The sequence below is a fragment of the Streptacidiphilus carbonis genome (assembly GCF_000787775.1).
GTDB lineage: Bacteria > Actinomycetota > Actinomycetes > Streptomycetales > Streptomycetaceae > Streptacidiphilus > Streptacidiphilus carbonis.
On sequence record NZ_BBPM01000002.1, the window covers coordinates 61,155 to 78,247 of the forward strand.

The 17,093-nt window shown below is 72.1% G+C and carries 19 protein-coding genes; 5 read left to right on the forward strand and 14 right to left on the reverse strand.

Annotated features, from left to right (window positions below; genetic code table 11):
* Window positions 1-117 precede the first annotated feature (117 nt).
* The 5 genes from TR46_RS01745 to TR46_RS01765 all read right to left on the reverse strand — a co-directional run bounded on the left by TR46_RS01745 (window position 118) and on the right by TR46_RS01765 (window position 6,447).
* Window positions 118-1,239 (reverse strand): DivIVA domain-containing protein, encoded by a 1,122-nt coding sequence (locus TR46_RS01745; protein ID WP_042392355.1) that lies wholly within the window; start codon window positions 1,237-1,239, stop codon window positions 118-120.
* 78 nt (window positions 1,240-1,317) lie between these two features.
* Window positions 1,318-1,824 carry a pantetheine-phosphate adenylyltransferase gene (gene coaD, locus TR46_RS01750; protein ID WP_042392356.1) on the reverse strand — a complete coding sequence of 169 codons (507 nt, stop codon included), beginning with the start codon at window positions 1,822-1,824 and terminating at the stop codon, window positions 1,318-1,320.
* A 3-nt stretch (window positions 1,825-1,827) separates the two neighbouring features.
* On the reverse strand, window positions 1,828-2,412 hold the full coding sequence (rsmD, locus tag TR46_RS01755) for a 16S rRNA (guanine(966)-N(2))-methyltransferase RsmD (RefSeq protein WP_042392359.1): 585 nt from the start codon (window positions 2,410-2,412) through the stop codon (window positions 1,828-1,830).
* 154 nt (window positions 2,413-2,566) lie between these two features.
* Complete coding sequence (recG, locus tag TR46_RS01760) at window positions 2,567-4,747, reverse strand: ATP-dependent DNA helicase RecG (protein WP_042392361.1); 2,181 nt, start codon at window positions 4,745-4,747, stop codon at window positions 2,567-2,569.
* Between the two features lie 56 nt (window positions 4,748-4,803).
* On the reverse strand, window positions 4,804-6,447 hold the full coding sequence (locus tag TR46_RS01765) for a DAK2 domain-containing protein (RefSeq protein ID WP_052432487.1): 1,644 nt from the start codon (window positions 6,445-6,447) through the stop codon (window positions 4,804-4,806).
* 248 nt (window positions 6,448-6,695) lie between these two features.
* On the opposite strand from TR46_RS01765, the gene rpmB reads away from it, so the two are divergent.
* Window positions 6,696-6,881 carry a 50S ribosomal protein L28 gene (gene rpmB, locus TR46_RS39035; RefSeq protein ID WP_084717743.1) on the forward strand — a complete coding sequence of 62 codons (186 nt, stop codon included), beginning with the start codon at window positions 6,696-6,698 and terminating at the stop codon, window positions 6,879-6,881.
* 76 nt (window positions 6,882-6,957) lie between these two features.
* Here the strand turns inward: rpmB and thiD are convergent, their stop codons facing one another.
* From thiD to TR46_RS01780, 3 genes are all read right to left on the reverse strand, one after another.
* Window positions 6,958-7,800, reverse strand: a complete 843-nt coding sequence (gene thiD / locus TR46_RS01770; protein ID WP_042392366.1) for a bifunctional hydroxymethylpyrimidine kinase/phosphomethylpyrimidine kinase — start codon at window positions 7,798-7,800, stop codon at window positions 6,958-6,960.
* Window positions 7,801-7,823: 23 nt separating this feature from the next.
* A complete protein-coding gene (locus TR46_RS01775; RefSeq protein ID WP_042392368.1) occupies window positions 7,824-8,849 on the reverse strand; it encodes an ATP-dependent 6-phosphofructokinase in 1,026 nt (341 codons plus the stop codon).
* A gap of 64 nt (window positions 8,850-8,913) precedes the next feature.
* Window positions 8,914-9,879, reverse strand: a complete 966-nt coding sequence (locus TR46_RS01780; protein WP_042392370.1) for a thiamine-phosphate kinase — start codon at window positions 9,877-9,879, stop codon at window positions 8,914-8,916.
* 237 nt (window positions 9,880-10,116) lie between these two features.
* Here TR46_RS01780 and TR46_RS01785 point away from each other — a divergent pair, with 237 nt between their 5' ends.
* Both TR46_RS01785 and TR46_RS01790 read left to right on the forward strand, forming a co-directional pair.
* Window positions 10,117-10,350, forward strand: a complete 234-nt coding sequence (locus TR46_RS01785; RefSeq protein WP_042392371.1) for an Lrp/AsnC family transcriptional regulator — start codon at window positions 10,117-10,119, stop codon at window positions 10,348-10,350.
* 19 nt (window positions 10,351-10,369) lie between these two features.
* Window positions 10,370-10,897, forward strand: a complete 528-nt coding sequence (locus TR46_RS01790) for a DUF3515 domain-containing protein (protein WP_052432488.1) — start codon at window positions 10,370-10,372, stop codon at window positions 10,895-10,897.
* Window positions 10,898-11,037: 140 nt separating this feature from the next.
* Here the strand turns inward: TR46_RS01790 and TR46_RS01795 are convergent, their stop codons facing one another.
* The 3 genes from TR46_RS01795 to TR46_RS01805 form a co-directional block, all read right to left on the reverse strand.
* Window positions 11,038-12,213 carry a D-alanine--D-alanine ligase family protein gene (locus tag TR46_RS01795; RefSeq protein ID WP_042392372.1) on the reverse strand — a complete coding sequence of 392 codons (1,176 nt, stop codon included), beginning with the start codon at window positions 12,211-12,213 and terminating at the stop codon, window positions 11,038-11,040.
* 93 nt (window positions 12,214-12,306) lie between these two features.
* The gene (locus TR46_RS01800) at window positions 12,307-13,311 is read right to left on the reverse strand and encodes an NAD(P)H-dependent glycerol-3-phosphate dehydrogenase (RefSeq protein ID WP_084717745.1); all 1,005 of its coding nucleotides are present in this window, start codon (window positions 13,309-13,311) and stop codon (window positions 12,307-12,309) included.
* Window positions 13,308-14,087 carry a lysophospholipid acyltransferase family protein gene (locus TR46_RS01805; protein ID WP_042392375.1) on the reverse strand — a complete coding sequence of 260 codons (780 nt, stop codon included), beginning with the start codon at window positions 14,085-14,087 and terminating at the stop codon, window positions 13,308-13,310. Before TR46_RS01805 ends, TR46_RS01800 begins: the two co-directional genes overlap by 4 nt.
* A 108-nt stretch (window positions 14,088-14,195) precedes the next feature.
* Between TR46_RS01805 and cofC the strand changes: the two genes are divergently transcribed.
* Window positions 14,196-14,840, forward strand: a complete 645-nt coding sequence (gene cofC / locus TR46_RS01810; RefSeq protein WP_042392377.1) for a 2-phospho-L-lactate guanylyltransferase — start codon at window positions 14,196-14,198, stop codon at window positions 14,838-14,840.
* Window positions 14,841-14,849: 9 nt separating this feature from the next.
* Entirely contained in the window at window positions 14,850-15,053 is a 204-nt protein-coding gene (locus TR46_RS01815) for a hypothetical protein (RefSeq protein WP_042392379.1), read from the forward strand.
* A gap of 125 nt (window positions 15,054-15,178) precedes the next feature.
* On the opposite strand, the gene TR46_RS01820 is transcribed toward TR46_RS01815, so the two are convergent.
* From TR46_RS01820 to leuD, 3 genes are all read right to left on the reverse strand, one after another.
* On the reverse strand, window positions 15,179-15,904 hold the full coding sequence (locus TR46_RS01820) for an HU family DNA-binding protein (protein ID WP_042392381.1): 726 nt from the start codon (window positions 15,902-15,904) through the stop codon (window positions 15,179-15,181).
* A gap of 131 nt (window positions 15,905-16,035) precedes the next feature.
* Window positions 16,036-16,314 carry an SCO5555 family protein gene (locus TR46_RS01825; protein ID WP_042392383.1) on the reverse strand — a complete coding sequence of 93 codons (279 nt, stop codon included), beginning with the start codon at window positions 16,312-16,314 and terminating at the stop codon, window positions 16,036-16,038.
* A 181-nt stretch (window positions 16,315-16,495) separates the two neighbouring features.
* Window positions 16,496-17,092 (reverse strand): 3-isopropylmalate dehydratase small subunit, encoded by a 597-nt coding sequence (gene leuD / locus TR46_RS01830; protein WP_042392385.1) that lies wholly within the window; start codon window positions 17,090-17,092, stop codon window positions 16,496-16,498.
* Window position 17,093 lies beyond the last annotated feature (1 nt).

The window sequence follows — 17,093 nt, forward strand, 5'->3', positions numbered from 1 at the left end:
GGCGCTGAACAGGCCGGAGAGGTCAGACTACCGGAGGTCGGGCCCAGGTCCCAATCCGCCTGCTCGCCGCAGCCCCGCCGCAGCGCGGCACCGGGTCGCCACCGCGTCGCCGCCGCCTCAGTGGTGCTGTCCGCCGCCGAGCTCGCGCAGCTTGCTGACGTCGATGAAGCCGGTGTCGAAGAAGCTGGTCTCGTCCAGTCCGGCCTGCTGCGGCGCGTACTGCGGCTGCGGCGGCACCGGCTGCCCGTAGGCGTCGTACTGCTGCTGCGGCTGCTGCGGGGCGTAGCCGGTGTACGGGTCGTACTCCTGGGACTGCTGCTGCGGGACGTGCGGCTGGTAGCCGTACGGGTCGTACTGCTGCTGCTCCTGCTGCTGGTAGACCCCGGGCTGGGCGTAGGGGTAGCCGTTGGCGTCCACCTCGACCGGCTGCCAGTACTGCGGGTCGGTCTGCTGCTGGTGCTGCGGGTCGTAGTGCTGCTGGTCGTACTGCGGCTGCTGGTGCTGGTCCGGCGGCAGCAGGCCGGCCTGGGCCAGCTCGGCGGCGACCGCGGCCTGGCGCTCGGCGCCCTGCTTGACGCCGGTGGCCTCGTCGGCGGCGGCCAGGTAGGCGCCCAGCTCGTCGATCGGCCGCTTGCCGAGCAGCTTGTCCCGGCCCCGGCCGACCGCGTCCAGGGTCTTGCTGAGCGCGGTCTCCAGGGCGGCGAGCTTGACGTCGACGTACTCGTCCACCTCGGGGCTGGGCGAGCGGAACTGGTCCTGCTCGAACTCCTCGCCGTCCTCGCCCTCGACCGGGGCCCCTCCGGTGCGCAACTTGGTGCGGCCGCGGCCGATGGCGCCGAGGGTCTTGGTCAGCACCACCTCGAAGTTGGCGAGCTTGCTGTCGACGTAGTCGTCGGCCTCGCGGCGCTCCTCCTCCGACTCGGACCTGGCCTCGGCCAGCAACCGGTCCGCCTCCGCCTGGGCCCGCATGGCCACCTCGGTGGCCGAGACCAGCCTGGCCCGCTCGCCCTGGGCCTCCCGGACGATCCGCTCCGCCTCGCGGCGGGCCTCCTCGACCACCTGGTCGCCCTGCTGCACGGTCTGCTGCGCCTGCGCGAGCTCGGTCGGCAGCGCCTCCCGCAGTTCCGCCAGCATGGCGATCAGTTCCGCCTTGTTGACCACGATCGACGCCGACATGGGCATCGACCGCGAGTTCTCGACCGTCGCGGTGATCTCGTCGAGCTTCTGCTGCACGTCCACCTGAGCTCACGTCTTCCAGGGAGGCAATGGACTACTGGAGCTAGGAACTCTACTGCCACCGCCCGTTGGTTACTCCCGTCACTTCCGTTCGGCGATCCTGGCGACCAGCCGGCGGTGCACCAACGCCGGTACCAGGTGCGAGACATCGCCGCCGTACGCGGCGACCTCCTTGACCAGCGAGGAGGACAGGAAGCTGTAGGTCGGGCTGGTCGGCACGAACAGGGTCTCCACCCCGGACAGGCCGATGTTCATCTGGGCCATCTGCAGCTCGTAGTCGAAGTCGCTGACCGCCCGCAGGCCCTTCACGATCGCCGGGATGCCGCGGTCGCGGCAGTAGTCCACCAGCAGGCCGTGGTGGGACTCCACCACCACGTTGCCGTACTCGGCGGAGACCTCCTCGATCATCTGGATCCGCTCCTCGACCGTGAACAGGCCCTGCTTGGACTTGTTGATCAGAACGGCGATGTGGACCACGTCGTAGAGGCGCGAGGCCCGCTCGATGATGTCCAGGTGCCCGTTGGTGATCGGGTCGAAGGAACCCGGACAGACAGCACGGCGGACAGTGGTCTTCTCTTGCACGGCCATACCTCACTCGCTCCCGACGTCGCTGGCGGCGGCGCGACCGTACCAGAGAGTAGCCTCGCCGTAACGGCGCTCCCTGAGCGGTTCGAAGCCCTCCGGCCACGTGAACCCACCGCCCCTGGTGCCGCGCTCCACCGTGGCGAGGGTGCCGTCCGCGAGCCAGCCCCCGGCCCGGAGTGTGATCAGGATCTCGCGGAGTTCGCCGTCGGTCACGGCGTAGGGCGGGTCCATGAAGAGCATGTCGTACGGGCGCGTCGGGGCGCCCGCGGCGATCACCTTCTCGACCTGTCCCGAGCGGACCTCGGCGCCGGGGAGGGAGAGGGTGCGGACATTGGCCAGGATGGCCTTCACCGCGGCCTGGTCGCCCTCGACCAGCAGGGAGGCGGCCGCGCCGCGGGAGAGCGACTCCAGGCCCACGGCGCCGGAGCCGGCGTAGAGGTCCAGTACCCGGGCGCCGGCCAGGGAGCCGCGGAGGGACTCCCAGGTGGAAAACAGGCCCTCGCGGGCGCGGTCGGAGGTCGGGCGGGTGCCCTCGCCGGGCGGGACGGCCAGGCGTCGGCCTCGGGCGGAGCCGGCGATTACGCGGGTCATTGCGGGTCCCTCTGGTGCGGCGGGTCTGTTGTTGACCACGCTAGCCGCCCGGGGCGGGGCGTACTGCTCCGAGTCGGGCTCCACGTCGGCTTCTGGCTTGTCGCGCACGCAGTAGATCAAGCAGAGCCCCGCGCCCTTCGGGGCGAGAGCGCCGTCAGCCCTTTTCGAGGTATTCGGCCCGGTCGTCGTCGACCAGGGCGCGGAGGGCGGCGGCGAGGGCCGGGTGGGCGGTCAGGTCGGGGTCCTCGGTGACCAGGCGGGCTGCCTCCGCGCGGGCCTCGGTGATGACCTCCTCGTCCTCCAGGACCGAGAGGAGGCGGAGCGAGGACTTCACGCCGGACTGGGCGGCGCCCAGGACGTCGCCCTCGCGGCGCTGTTCCAGGTCGATGCGGGAGAGTTCGAAGCCGTCCAGGGTGCCCGCCACCGCGTCCAGCCGCTGCCGCGCCGGGCTGCCGCCGGGCATCTCGCTGACCAGCAGGCAGAGGCCGGTGGCGGAGCCGCGGCCGACCCGGCCGCGGAGCTGGTGCAGTTGGGAGACGCCGAAGCGGTCGGCGTCCATGATGACCATCACGGTGGCGTTGGGGACGTTGACGCCGACCTCGATCACCGTGGTCGCCACCAGCACGTCCACCTCGCCATCGGTGAAGCGCCGCATCACGTCGTCCTTGGCGTCCGGCTGCATCCGCCCGTGCAGCACCTCGACCCGCAGGCCGGACAGCGGGCCGCCGGACAGTTCCTCGGCGACGTCGAGGACGGCGAGCGGGGGGCGGCGGTCGTCCTCGCCGCCGGCGGGCTTCTTCGGTTCGTCCTCGGCGTCGCCGATCCGGGGGCAGACCACATAGGCCTGGTGGCCCTTGCCGGCCTCCTCGCGGATCCGCTCCCAGGCCCGGGTCAGGAAGTTGGGCCGCTCCAGGGCCGGGACCACATGGGAGGCGATCGGCGAGCGCCCGGCCGGGAGCTGGTCCAGGACCGAGGTCTCCAGGTCGCCGAAGACCGTCATGGCCACCGTGCGCGGGATCGGGGTGGCGGTCATCACCAGCAGGTGCGGCGGACGTTCGGCCTTGGCACGGAGGGCGTCGCGCTGCTCCACCCCGAAGCGGTGCTGCTCGTCCACGACGACCAGGCCGAGGTCGCGGAACTGCACCTTGTCCTCGATCAGGGCGTGGGTGCCGATGACGATCCCGGCGTCCCCGGTGACCATGTCGAGCAGGGCCCGGCGTCGGGCCGGTACGCCCATCGAACCGGTGAGCAGCACCACCTTGGTGCCCAGTTCGGATCCGCCCAGCATCCCTCCCTCGGCCAGGTCTCCCATCATCTCCACGATGGAGCGGTGGTGCTGCTGCGCCAGCACCTCGGTGGGCGCCAGCATCACCGCCTGGCCGCCGGTGTCCACCACGGCGAGCATCGCCCGCAGGCCGACCAGGGTCTTTCCGCTGCCGACCTCGCCCTGGAGCAGCCGGTGCATCGGGTGGGCGGTGGCCAGCTCCGCGAAGATCTCGGCGGAGACCGACTGCTGACCCTCCGTCAGAGTGAACGGCAGCCGTGCGTCGAAGGCGTCCAGCAGGCCGTCCTTGACCGGCAGTCGGGGGACGGCCGGCTGGGCGGAGTCGGCGGCGCGGCGGCGGGCCAGCGCGACCTGGAGCACGAAGGCCTCGTCCCACTTGAGCCTGGACTGGGCGGCGACGCGCTCGGCGTGGTTGGCCGGGCGGTGGATCTGCCGCAACGCGTCGGCCAGCGGCAGCAGGCCGCGCTCCAGCCGCAGCGGGTCGGGCAGCGGGTCCTCCAGGGCGGTCCAGTCCATGCCGCCGAGGAGGGTGTCCACCGCCAGCGAGACCTTCCAGGAGGGCAGTCTGGTGCTGGCCGGGTAGACCGGGATCAGCCGTCCGGCGAAGGCCGCCGCCTGCTCCGGGTCCCGTTGGGGGTCCTGTTCGTCCATCAACTGGTAGTCGGGGTTGATCAGCTGGCGCACCCGGTTGAAGACGCCGACCTTGCCGGCGAACAGTCCCTGCCGTCCCGGGCGCAGCTCGTGCACCCGGTGCGCCTGGTTGAAGAAGGCGAGGGTGAGCCGGCCCCGGCCGTCGGTGACCACGACCTGCAGCCGGTTGCCCTTGCGGCCCTTGAACGGGATGACCTCGGCCTTCTCGATCCTGGCCATCACCGTGACGTGCTCGTCGAGTTCCAGGTCGTCCAGGCTGGTGAGCTCGCCGCGTTCGACGTAGCGGCGCGGGTAGTGGTGCAGCAGGTCGCCGGTGGTGTGCAGGTCGAGGCTGTCGGCGAGCGCCTTGGCGCTGTTGCCGCCGACCAGCTTCTTCAGTGGTTCGTCGAGCGTGGACACGGTCGCCGACCTCCCTTCCGTCACCAAGACCTACACCAGCGGACTGACAGACCGGCTCATTCGACGCCGATGAGCAGCGGAGAAGCCGGCTGGCCGCCCCGGTAGACCACCGTGTCGACGACCGGGTGCGCCCGCCGCACATGCGCCACCAGGTGGTCGGCGACGGCGTCGTCCGCGCCCTCGCCGAGGATCAGGGTGACCATCTCGCCGCCGGCCGCGAGCATCCGGTCCAGCACCACGGCCGCGGTCCCGCCCGTCTCGGCGCCTATCACCGCGACGTCGCCGTCGATCAGGCCGAGCACGTCCCCGGCCTGGCAGACCCCGGCCATGGTCCAGGACTCGCCCTCGGCGACCGCGATCTCGGCGTAGCGGGTGGCCCCGGCGGCGGAGGTCATCGCGACCACGTCCTCGTCGAAGCGCCGGGCCGGCTCGTGCACCGCTAGCGCGGCCAGGCCCTGCACCGCGGAGCGGGTGGGGATGACGGCGACCCGCACGCCCTCCTTGCGCAGCTGCTCGGCGGCGGCCCCGGCGGCGGCGCGCAACTCGGTGTCGTTCAGCAGCAGCACCACCTCGCGGGCGTGCGCCCGGCGGACCGCGGCGGCCAGTTCGGTGCTGGACGGCGCCCGGTCCGGGTCGGCGTGCAGCACGGTGGCGCCGGATTCGGCGCAGAGCCCGGCCAGTCCCTCGCCGTGGACCACGGTGACCACGCCCCGCGACTCGGCCGGGGCGTCGGCGTCCGGCCGGGACGCCGCGGTGGCCCGCGCGGCGGCGGTGGCGAAGTGGGTGATCCGGATCCGGTGCGGCCGCCCGGCGCCGACGCCGGCCTCGACGGCGGCGCCGGGGTCGTCCACATGCACATGGACGTTCCACAGGCCGTCGCCGCCGACCACCACAAGTGAGTCGCCCAGCTCACCCAGCGCCTGCTTGAGCGGCGGCAGCGCGGCGTCCTCGGCGTCCAGCAGGTAGACGACCTCGAAGGCCGGGCCGCCCTCGACCGCGAGGTGCTCGCCGTGCGGAGCCGGTTCGGCGGCCCTGGTCCCGGCCAGCGCGAGCGGGCCCATCGGCGTGTGTCCGGTCACGGCGTCGGCCAGCGCGCCGAGCACGGTGACCAGTCCGCGCCCGCCCGCGTCCACCACCCCGGCCCGGGCCAGCACGTCGAGCAGCAGCGGGGTGCGGACCAGGGCGGCGCGGGCGGCCTCGTAGGCGGCCTCGGCCACGGCGGCGGCACCTGTCCGCGGATCGGCGGCCACCACCTCCTCCGCCGCCTCGGCGGCGGCCGCCGCGACGGTGAGCACCGTCCCCTCGACCGGCTGGGCGACGGCCTCGTAGCCGGCGTCGGCGGCGCGGCGCAGCGCCCGGGCCAGCGTCGGGCCGTCGGCGGGGCCCGCGCCGACCTCGGAGGCGATGCCGCGCAGCAGTTGGGCCAGGATCACCCCGGAGTTGCCCCGGGCGCCCAGCAGCGCTCCGTGCGCCATGGCCTTCAACACCTGGGGCAGCGAGGGGGCTTCGGCTCCGCCCCCGAACAGTGCGTCGACCTCCTCGGCGGCGCACTCCAGGGTGAGGTAGAGGTTGGTGCCGGTGTCCCCGTCCGGAACCGGGTACACATTGAGCGCGTCGATCTCCTCGCGGGCCTGTCCGAGCGCGGCCAGGGACAGTCGGCACCAGGTGCGCACGGCGGGGGCGTCGAGGGTGTCCGGCACCGTGGTGTCTCCTTGGTCGCGCGAGGGATATGCAGGCAGGTTAGTCGCAGCCCGTTCCGTGACGTTCCATGACGGATGCGGAGCCTGCCGGGCTCACGTGGTAGTTTCGTTGTACGGAGTGAGCCGATGTATGCTGCTCCGGTTGCCCGGATCCCTCCGGGCCATCCCTGGGTGAGCAGCGCAGTCGTCAAGACTGCGCCTCCGGGGTTGTCAACGTAAGTGCATCTGAAGTCTTTGGAGTGACTCCCGTGGCTGCCAACTGCGACGTCTGCGGCAAGGGGCCGGGCTTCGGCAACAGTATCTCCCACTCGCACCGCCGTACCCGTCGTCGTTGGAACCCCAACATCCAGACGGTGCGCGCTGTGGTTGGGCGGACGCCGAAGCGGCTCAACGTCTGCACCTCGTGCATCAAGGCCGGCAAGGTGTCGCGCTGACGCGGCCACCTAGTTCAGGCTTCCGGAAGGCCGGTCCACCTCACGGTGGGCCGGCCTTCTGCATGCCGCGGCGCCGTCAGCGCAGGCGCCAGCCGTGGTCGACCGGGCCGATGCCCGCGCCCAGGGCGAAGCCGCCCGCGATCGCGCCGGTGACGTACTCCTTGGCGGCGGCGACGGCGGCGGGCACGTCCAGGCCCAGCGCCAGCTCCGAGGCGATCGCGCTGGCCAGGGTGCAGCCGGTGCCGTGGGTGTGCCGGTTGTCGTAGCGGGCCGCGCGGTACCAGTGCTCCTCGCCGTCCGGCCCGCGCAGCAGGTCGGCTGCCTCGCCCTCCAGGTGCCCGCCCTTGATCAGGGCCCAGGACGGGCCGAGGTCCTGCAGCGCCCTGGCCGCGTCCGGCATCTCGCTCTCGCGGGTCACCCCGATGCCTGTGAGCTGCGCCACCTCGTGCAGATTGGGCGTGGCCACGGTCGCCACCGGCAGCAGCCGGTCCCGCAGCACCGAGACCGCCGAGTCGGCCAGCAGGGCGTCGCCGTGCTTGGAGACGCCGACCGGGTCGACCACCACCGGCGCGTCCACGTCCGCGAGCAGTTCGGCGACGGTGCGCACCAGTTCGGCCGAGGCCAGCATGCCGGTCTTCACCGCCTGGACGCCGATGTCGTCGACCACGCTGCGGAACTGGGCCCGCACCGCCTCCGCCGGGAGCTCCCAGTAGCCCTGCACCCCGACCGAGTTCTGCGCGGTGACGGCGGCGATGACGCTCATGCCGTGGACGCCCAGCGCCAGCATGGTCTTGAGGTCGGCCTGGATGCCGGCGCCGCCGCCGGAGTCGGATCCGGCGACGGTGAGCACCCGCGGCGGTGCGGCGCCCGCGCTGTCCCGGGACGCGCTGTGCTGGGAGGGAGGGATCGGTCTCGACATGGGACCAACCTATCCGCAGCGCTCTAGAGCACCGCTTCGGCCTCGGACCAGCGGTCCTCGGGGACGGTCTTCAGCCGGGTCACCGCGTCCACGATGGGCACCAGCCTGATGTCGGTGCCGCGCAGCGCCGTCATATGGCCGTAGGCGCCCTTGTGGACGGCCTCCACGGCGTGCCAGCCGAAGCGGGTGGCCAGCACCCGGTCCAGGGCGGTGGGGGTGCCGCCGCGCTGGACATGGCCCAGGATCACCGGCTTGGACTCCTTGCCGAGCCACTGGGCGATCTCCCCGGCCAGCCGGGTGCCGATGCCGCCGAAGGTCTGGTGGCCGTAGGCGTCGGTCCCGCCGTGCTCGAAGCGCATGGTGCCCGGCCGCGGGGCGGCGCCCTCGGCGACGGCGACGATGGCGAACTTCTTGCCGCGGGAGAAGCGCTCCTCGACCATCCGGCAGACCTCCTCGACGTCGAAGGGCCGCTCCGGGATGAGGATGCCGTGGGCGCCGCCGGCCATCCCGGCGTGCAGGGTGATCCAGCCGGTGTGCCTGCCCATCAGTTCGACCACCATCACCCGTTGGTGTGACTCGGCGGTGGTCTTCAGCCGGTCGATGGCCTCGGTGGCGACATGGACGGCGGTGTCGTGGCCGAAGGTGACGTCCGTGGCGTCGATGTCGTTGTCGATGGTCTTGGGGACGGCCACGACCGGCAGTCCGGCGTCGCTGAACAACTGGGCGGCGGTGAGGGTGCCCTCGCCGCCGATGGTGATCAGCGCATCGATGCCCAGGGTCTCGGCCAGCTCCGCGGCGCGGGCCACCCCGTCCCGCATCCGGTCCCTGGCCACCCGGGCCGAGCCGAGGACGGTACCGCCCCGGGTGAGGATGCCGTGCACGTCGTCCAGGGCGAGCGGGCGGCCGCGGCCCTCGATCAGCCCCAGGAAGCCGTCCTCGATGCCGACCACGGTGTCCTGGTGGTCGGCGACGGCGCGGTGCACCACCGAGCGGATCACCGCGTTGAGGCCCGGACAGTCGCCACCGCTGGTCAGCACACCGATTCGCATGGATCAAGCCTATGCAGAAACAGCTGGTCGACGCCGCTCCGTCCACCTCATGACACGGCCGGAGTCAGGCGCTGAAGTGGTCCCAGCCGCCGACCCGGTCCCAGATGGCGCCGTCGACGGTGACGGTGCCGGTCTTGGACAGCCCGGCCGGCCTGGTGACCTCGCCGACGACGCGCCAGCGCGAGGGCAGGTGGGTGTCCGGCGGGAAGGTGGCGACCAGGGCGTGGTCCTCGCCGCCGGAGAGCACCCAGGTCAGCGGGTCGACGCCGACGGCCTGGCCGATGTCGGCCATCTGCGCGGGGATGTCGAACGCGGCCGCCCGCAGGTCGATGTGGACGCCGCTGGCCTCGGCCACGTGCCCCAGGTCGGCCACCAGGCCGTCGCTGACGTCGATCATCGAGGTGGCGCCGAGCTGCGCCGCCGCGGGGCCCGCGTGGTACGGCGGCTCCGGGCGGCGGTGCGCCTCGACGAAGGCGCGCGGCGAGCGGAAGCCGCGGGACAGCACGGTGAAGCCGGCCGCGGACCAGCCGAGCCAGCCGGTCACCGCCACCACGTCGCCGGGGCGCGCGGCCGCGCGGGTCACCGCGGCGCGGCCCTGGAGGTCGCCCAGGGCGGTGATGGCCACCGTGATGGTGTCGCCGCGCACCACGTCGCCGCCGACCACGGCGGCCCCGGCGACCTGGCACTCGTCCCTGATCCCGTCCATCAGTTCCAGCGCCCAGGTGGCCGGGAGCTCGGCCGGGGCCACCAGTCCCAGCAGCAGCGCGGTGGGGGCCGCGCCCATGGCGGCGACGTCGGCGAGGTTCTGTGCGGCGGACTTGCGGCCCACGTCGTAGGCGGTGGACCAGTCGCGGCGGAAGTGCCGGCCCTCGATCAGCACATCGGTGGTGGCGACGACCCGTCCGTCCGGGGTCGAGACCACGGCCGCGTCGTCGCCAGGGCCGAGTTCCACGGCCCTGGTCCGGGGCAGCCTCGCGGTCAGCTCACGGATCAGCCCGAACTCGCCGAGCTCGCCGACGGTGCCCTGCATGTGAATGTGTGTCCTTCCGGCCCGGTTGCTGAGTACTCCCGCGCGCAGCGTACGCCCTTCACTACGGCCGCACGCCTCCCCCTCGCGGTGGCGGCTGTGACAACATGCCGCCCCGCCGGGGATTCAGCAGGCCGCTCGCGGGGAACCACAGCCCTCGCACGCCCCTCAGCGAGCACAGCCCCACGCGCGCGGTCCCCACGCGCACCATCCACGCAACGAGCCGCCGGGAGGTCCACCGTGGTACACGCCTACATCCTCGTGCAGACCGAAGTGGGAAAAGCGTCCGCAGTAGCCGGAGTGATCGCCGACATCCCTGGTGTGGTGCAGGCCGAGGACGTCACCGGGCCCTATGACGTCATCGTCCGCGCCGAGGCCGGGACCATGGACGACCTGGGCCGCATGGTCGTCGCCCAGATCCAGCAGGTCGAGGGCATCACCCGAACCCTGACCTGCCCGGTGGTCAATCTGTAGCCGCGTCTAGCATCACGGTGTGACCTCTCGCCCCGTACGCCGAGCCCTGTCGGCGCTGCTGCCGGCGGCGGCCCTGCTGCTGGCGGGCTGCTCCTCCGGCGGCGGTGCCGTGCACGTGGCCGCGCCCACTCCCGGCGGCAGCGCGGCGGCACGGTGCGGGGCACTGGTGGCGGCGCTGCCGAAGACGCTGATGGGGCAGAGCGCACGGTCCGTCGCTCCGGCGCCGGGGAGCACTGCCGCGTGGGGGGATCCAGCCGTGACGCTGCGGTGCGGGGTGAACGCCCCCGGCGCTCTAGACCCCGCTTCCAGCGAGTACGACCCGAAGCTGGACAACCACGACGCCCAGGACGTCAACGGGGTGTGCTGGCTGACAGGCACGGCCAAGGGCGGCGGATACGTGTTCACCACGATCGTCCAGCAGACCTATGTCGAGGTGACCGTCCCCGGCTCCTACGCCGGGCAGCAGTCGCCGCTGGGGGGACTCGCGTCGGCGGTGCTGAGGACCGACCCGGCGGATCCGGCGCGGGCGCAGTTCAACTGCATCTGAGCTCGGCGATCGGCTGCGGGCCGTAGTGGGCTCGTCGCGCAGTTCCCCGCGCCCCTCCGGTGCTGCAACCGGCCCGCTGTGGGCACGCTGCACCATCAGGGGCGCGGGGAACTGCGCGACAGGGCATGCAGGCGCCGCGGCTACCGCAGGCCCGTGCTGCGGCGTAGCGCCGCCTTGATCAGACGGTCGATCAGTTCCGGGTAGGCGACCCCGGTCGCCTCCCACATCCGGGGGAAGGCCGAGATCGGGGTGAACCCCGGCATGGTGTTGATCTCGTTGACCACGAAACCGCCGTCCGGCAGCAGGAAGACGTCGACCCGGGCCAGGCCCTCGCAGGACAGCGCCTCGAACACCTCGACGGCCAGCGTGCGCAGCCGCGCGGTCTCGTCGTCGGTCAGCGCCGCGGGGATCTGCACATCGCTGGAGTCGATGTACTTGGCCTCGAAGTCGTAGAAGTCGTAGCCCTCGCCGACCATCACCTCGGCCGGCAGGCTGGCTCGCGGGCCGTCCTCGAACTCCAGCACGCCGCACTCGAGTTCGCGGCCGACCAGTCCGGCCTCGACGATGAGCTTGGGGTCGTGCCGGCGGGCCTCCGCCATCGCGGCGTCCAGCTGGGCCGGATCGGAGACCTTGGTGATGCCCATGCTGGAGCCGGCCCGGGCCGGCTTCACGAACACCGGGAAGCCCAACTCGGCGATCCTGGCCCGGACCGCGGGCCGGTTGGCCTCGTCGGCCCACTCCCGCGGACGGACCACGGTGTACGGGCCGACCGGCAGCCCGAAGGCCTGCAGCACCCGCTTGGTGTACTCCTTGTCCATGCCCACCGCGCTGGCCAGCACGCCGGAGCCGACATAGGGCACCCCGGAGAGCTCCAGCAGGCCCTGGACGGTGCCGTCCTCGCCCCACGGGCCGTGCAGCAGCGGCAGGACCACGTCGACCTCGCCGAGCGCCTTGGGGACGGCCCCCGGCTCGGTGTAGACCAGCTCGCCCCGGGACACCGGGTTGACCGGCAGGGTGACCTGCCCCTCGGCGGACTCGGCGACCTGGTCGACGCTGGGGAGGTTCCCGTCGGTGATGGCCATCCTGGCCGGCTCGTCGGCGGTCAGCGCCCAGCGGCCGTCGCTGGTGATGCCGATCGGCAGCACTTCGTACGCCGAGCGGTCGATGGCGCGCAGCACACTGCCGGCCGTGATCGTGGACACGGCGTGCTCGGAGCTGCGACCACCGAAGACGATCGCGACACGCGGCTTGCGGGCGGAGGCTGCGGCGGCATCGGGCTCGGCAGCCGGGACTGGGGTGGAGGACTCAGTGCTCATATCCCCATGGAGACTACCGTTCGGTCGTTACGGTTGCGCTCCGGCCTCCGCCGACCGGACGCAGTCGCTCCGGGAGCCGCCCGCTCCCAGGGTCTAGTGGCGTTCCGGCTTGGCCGAACGGGACATCAGTTCCTTGACGGCGACCAGCGGGGGCTTGCCGCCGTGCACGATGTCCACCACGGTCTCGGTGATCGGCATGTCCACCCCGTGCCGCCGGGCCAGGTCCAGCACGGACTCGCAGGACTTGACGCCCTCGGCGGTCTGCTTGGTGGCCGCGATGGTCTCCTGGAGGGTCATCCCCCGACCGAGGTTGGTGCCGAACGTGTGGTTCCGCGACAGCGGCGAGGAGCAGGTGGCGACCAGGTCGCCCATCCCCGCCAACCCCGCGAAGGTGTACGGGTCCGCGCCCATCGCGATGCCCAGCCGGGTGGTCTCGGCCAGGCCGCGGGTGATCAGCGAGGCCTTGGTGTTGTCGCCGAGGCCCATGCCGTCGGCGATGCCCACGGCCAGCCCGATCACGTTCTTCACCGCGCCGCCGAGCTCGCAGCCGACCACGTCGGTGACGGTGTAGGGGCGGTAGTAACCGGTGTGGCAGGCCGCCTGGAGCCGCTTGGCGACCTCCTCGTCCTGACAGGCCACCACGCTTGCCGCGGGCTGCCTGCGGACGATCTCGCCGGCCAGGTTGGGGCCCGACACCACGGCGATCCGCTCCGGACCCGCCTCGGCGACCTCGGCGATGACCTCGCTCATCAGCTTGGCGGTGCCGAGTTCGACCCCCTTCATCAGGCTGACCAGCACCGTCTCCGGCTCGATCACCCCGCGCCAGGCCCGCAGATTGGCGCGCAGCGTCTGCGAGGGCACGGTCAGCACCGCGAACTCGGCGCCGGCGGCGGCCTCGGCGGGATCGGTGGTCGCGCTGACGCCCGGCGGGAGTTCCAGCTCGGGGAAGTAGTCCGGGTTGGAGCGGCCGGTGTTGATGGCGTCCACCAGCTCGGGGCGGCGGCCCCAGAGCGAGACCTCGCAGCCCGCGTCGGCGAGGATCATGGCAAAGGCGGTTCCCCAGGACCCGGCTCCGAACACGGCACAACGGGTCGTCACCGACCGGCCTCCCTCTCCTTGCGCTGCTCCGTCGCGGCGCGTTGCACGTCGTAGCGTACGGGGGGCGCCTTCTCGTCGCGCAACTCCTCCAGCAGCGCGGTGATGGCGTCCATGATCGCGTCGGTGGCCGCGCGGAGCACCGGACCGGTGATGGGCTTGCCCTGATAGGCGCTCAGGTCCACCGCGGGGCCCGCGGCGACCTTGACCGTGTGCCTCGGGAACGGCTGGAACCTGCGGTCGCCCTTACCGCCCTTGGCATAGCGCGGGATGATCTCGTGCGCGCCCCACTGCGCCACCGGGATGACCGGAGCACCGGTCATCAGCGCGACCCTGGCCGCACCGGTCTTGGCCGTCATCGGCCACAGGCCCGGGTCGCGGGTCAGCGTGCCCTCGGGGTAGAACGCGACGCACTCGCCCTTGTCGACCGCGTCGACGGCGGCGCGGAAGGCGTGCGCGGCATCGGCGGAGCCCCGGTACACCGGGATCTGCCCCGCGCCGTGCAGGATCCGGCCGATCACCGGCACCTTGAACACCCCGGCCTTGCCCAGGAAGCGCGCCGGGCGCCCGGAGTCGTACTGGAAGTGGCCGTAGACCAGCGGGTCCAGGTAGGAGTTGTGGTTGATCACGGTGAGGAATCCCCCGGTCTCCGGAAAATTCTCCATCCCGCTCCACTCACGCTTGGTCAGCAGGAACAGCGGCGGCTTTCCGATGGCTGCCGCGAGGCGGTACCAGAATCCGTATCTGCGACGGGCCGCCTTCGTACTCCTGCCGGGCACGCGCACTCCTCCTTGCACAGTTTCCGCTGATCCTGACCGCACAAGTGTCTCCCGCGGCCGGACAGACTGTCGAGGCACCCCCCGTGCCGGCCGCCGCGACCGGGCACAATGGCGCTCGTGAGCCTCCCCCGCTGGACCCTGGTTCTGCCGCTGAAACCGCTGGCGCGCGCCAAGAGCAGGCTGGCCGACGCCACCGGGGCGCTGCGTCCCGAGCTCGCCATGGCCTTCGCCCAGGACACCGTGGCGGCCGCGCTGTCCTGTCCGTCGGTGGCAAGGGTGCTGGTGGTCTCCGACGACGGCGTCGCCGGGGCGGCGCTGGCCGTGCTGGGCGCGGAGTTGCTGCCGGACCTGCCCGGCGCCGGGCTCAACGCCGCTCTGGCCCACGGCGCGGAGGCGGCGCGGGAACGGTTCGGGGCCGGCCGGGTCGCCGCCCTGTCGGCCGACCTGCCGGCGCTGCGTCCGGCGGAACTCGACCGGGTGCTGCGGGCCGCGGCCGGGCAGCGGCGGTCCTTTCTGGCCGACGCCCAGGGCATCGGCACCACGCTGCTGGCGGCGGCCGCCGGGGTGCCGCTGGCGCCGGGCTTCGAGGGCGGCTCCCGGCTGCGCCACTCCCGTTCCGGCGCCCATGAGCTGACGCTCCCTGACGTTCCCTCGGTGCGCCGGGACGTGGACACCCTTGACGACCTGCGCGAGGCGCTGGCGCTGGGCACCGGGCCGCGGACCACCGCGCTGGCCGCGCTGGTCAGCCTCTAGGCTGAGGCCATGCAGGCAACGGCGTTCACGTACTCCCCGGAGACCCGCAGCGGTTCGGTGCTGCTCGACGACGGCACCCCGCTGGCGTTCGACGCAGCGGCGTTCGACGCGGGCGGGCTGCTGCTGCTCCGGCCCGGACAGCGGGTCAGGATCGAGACCGAGGGCGAGGGCGAGGCCCGCCGCGTGGTGTTCCTGACTCTGCAGACCTTCTGAGCGGACCTGCTGAGCAGACCTTCCGACGACGGGCGGGCCGGACCCCGGGGATGGTCCCGGTGCCCGGCCCGTCTGCCAGCGCCTACAGGTACTGCTGGTACTGCGGGGTACTGCTCGGCCTGCGGTCAGGCCTTCTTGACGGCCCGCTTGGCGGGGGCCTTCTTGGCGACTGCCTTCTTCGCCGTGGTGGCCTTGACCGCCGTCTTCTTCGCCGCGACCGCCTTCTTGGCCGTGGTCGCCTTCCTGGCGGCCGGACGGGTCGCCGAGGCGGTGACCGTCTTCTTGGCCGGGGCCTTGGACGCCGCCGTGGTCTTCTTGACCGCGGTCTTCTTGGCGGTGGTCTTCTTCGCCGGCGTGGCCGCCTTCACGGCCGTGGCCTTCTTGGCAGCGGCGGCGGTGGTCTTCTTGACCGCGGCTGCCTTCTTCACCGTGGCGGTGGCCTTCTTCGCGGTGGTCTTCTTCGCCGCCGCCTTCTTCGCCGCCGGGGAGCCGGCCGGGGCCGACATCCCGCTCTTGCCCGGGGTCAGCGAGCCCTTGGGGGCCTTCTTGACCGACGGACCGGTCTTCGGGAGCTTCTTCGAGCCGCTGACCAGGTCCTTGAAGCCCTGCCCCGGACGGAAGCGGGGCACCGCGGTCTTCTTGACCTTGACCCGCTCGCCGGTCTGCGGGTTGCGGGCGAACCGCGCGGAGCGGTCGACCTTCTCGAAAGTACCGAACCCGGTGACGGACACGCGGTCTCCCGCGGTCACCGCACGGACGATGGTGTCGAGCACAGCGTCCACTGCTTCTGCGGCGGCCCGACGGCCACCCAGCTGCTCGGCCACCGCTTCAACAAGCTGCGCCTTGTTCACGTCTTCCCCTTCGGAAACCAGTGCCCGGATGATTCTGTTTCGATCCGGGCTTTTCGCACGTTAGGCATGTATATGCGGCAATTCAAATACCAAACCTGCGAATCACCCTTGTGTCGCAATGGATTCGGCTTTCAGGACCCGGGCGGAAGCGGGAGCTCCCCGCTGTCCAGCGCGTCCGTGAAACGGGCCAACCTCCGTGCCGCTTCCGGGAGATCGCGCTTCGCCACCTCGGTTACCAGGAGCAACGAACGGGTCAGCGCGGCCCGGGTGGGCTCCGACACGTCCAGGGCACGCACCTGGGCGTGTGCCACCTTCAGCCGCGTGGCCACAAGCCTGTAGAGCTCGACCTGGACAGCCTCCGCCGCGTCTCCCGGGTCGGGGTCGCGAGGGGGTTGGCCGGCCGGACTCATGTGCTGATTGTGCCATCTGCGGGGAGTTGCACCTTCCGGAGCCTCAGTTCGACCTTACACAGAGTCACCGGCGTCACGTCAACGGCCCCCCGGTTCGGTCGTTTGGACCGTTCCGGGGGGCCGTGGTGACGAACGCTCAAACTTCAGCCGTACGGCCGCAGCGAGGACCTCCGCGAGGACCTCAGCCGACGGGCTGGGTACGCGGCTTGAAGGCGGGGCGGGCGGACTCGAAGGCGGCGATCTCGGACTCCTGCTGGAGCGTGATGCTGATGTCGTCCAGGCCGTTGAGCAGCCGCCAGCGGACGTTCTCGTCCAACTCGAAGGAGGCGCTGACGCCTTCGGCGCGGACCTCGCGGGCCTCCAGGTCCACCGTGATCTCGGCGGTCGGGTCGGCCTCGACCAGGGCCCAGATCTGTTCGACCGTCTCCTGCGGGAGGATGACCGTCAGCAGACCGTTCTTCAGCGAGTTGCCGCGGAAGATGTCGGCGAAGCGGGACGAGATGACGGCCCGGAAGCCGTAGTTCTCCAGCGCCCAGACCGCGTGCTCGCGGGAGGAGCCGGTGCCGAACTCGGGTCCGGCGACCAGGACGCTGGCGCCCGCGTACTGCGGCTGGTTGAGGACGAAGCCCTCGTCCTTGCGCCAGGCTTCGAATAGGCCGTCCTCAAAACCGGTGCGGGTGACCTTCTTCAGCCAGTGCGCCGGGATGATCTGGTCGGTGTCGACGTTGCTGCGGCGCAGCGGGACGGCCCGGCCGGTGTGGGTGGTGAACTTCTCCATG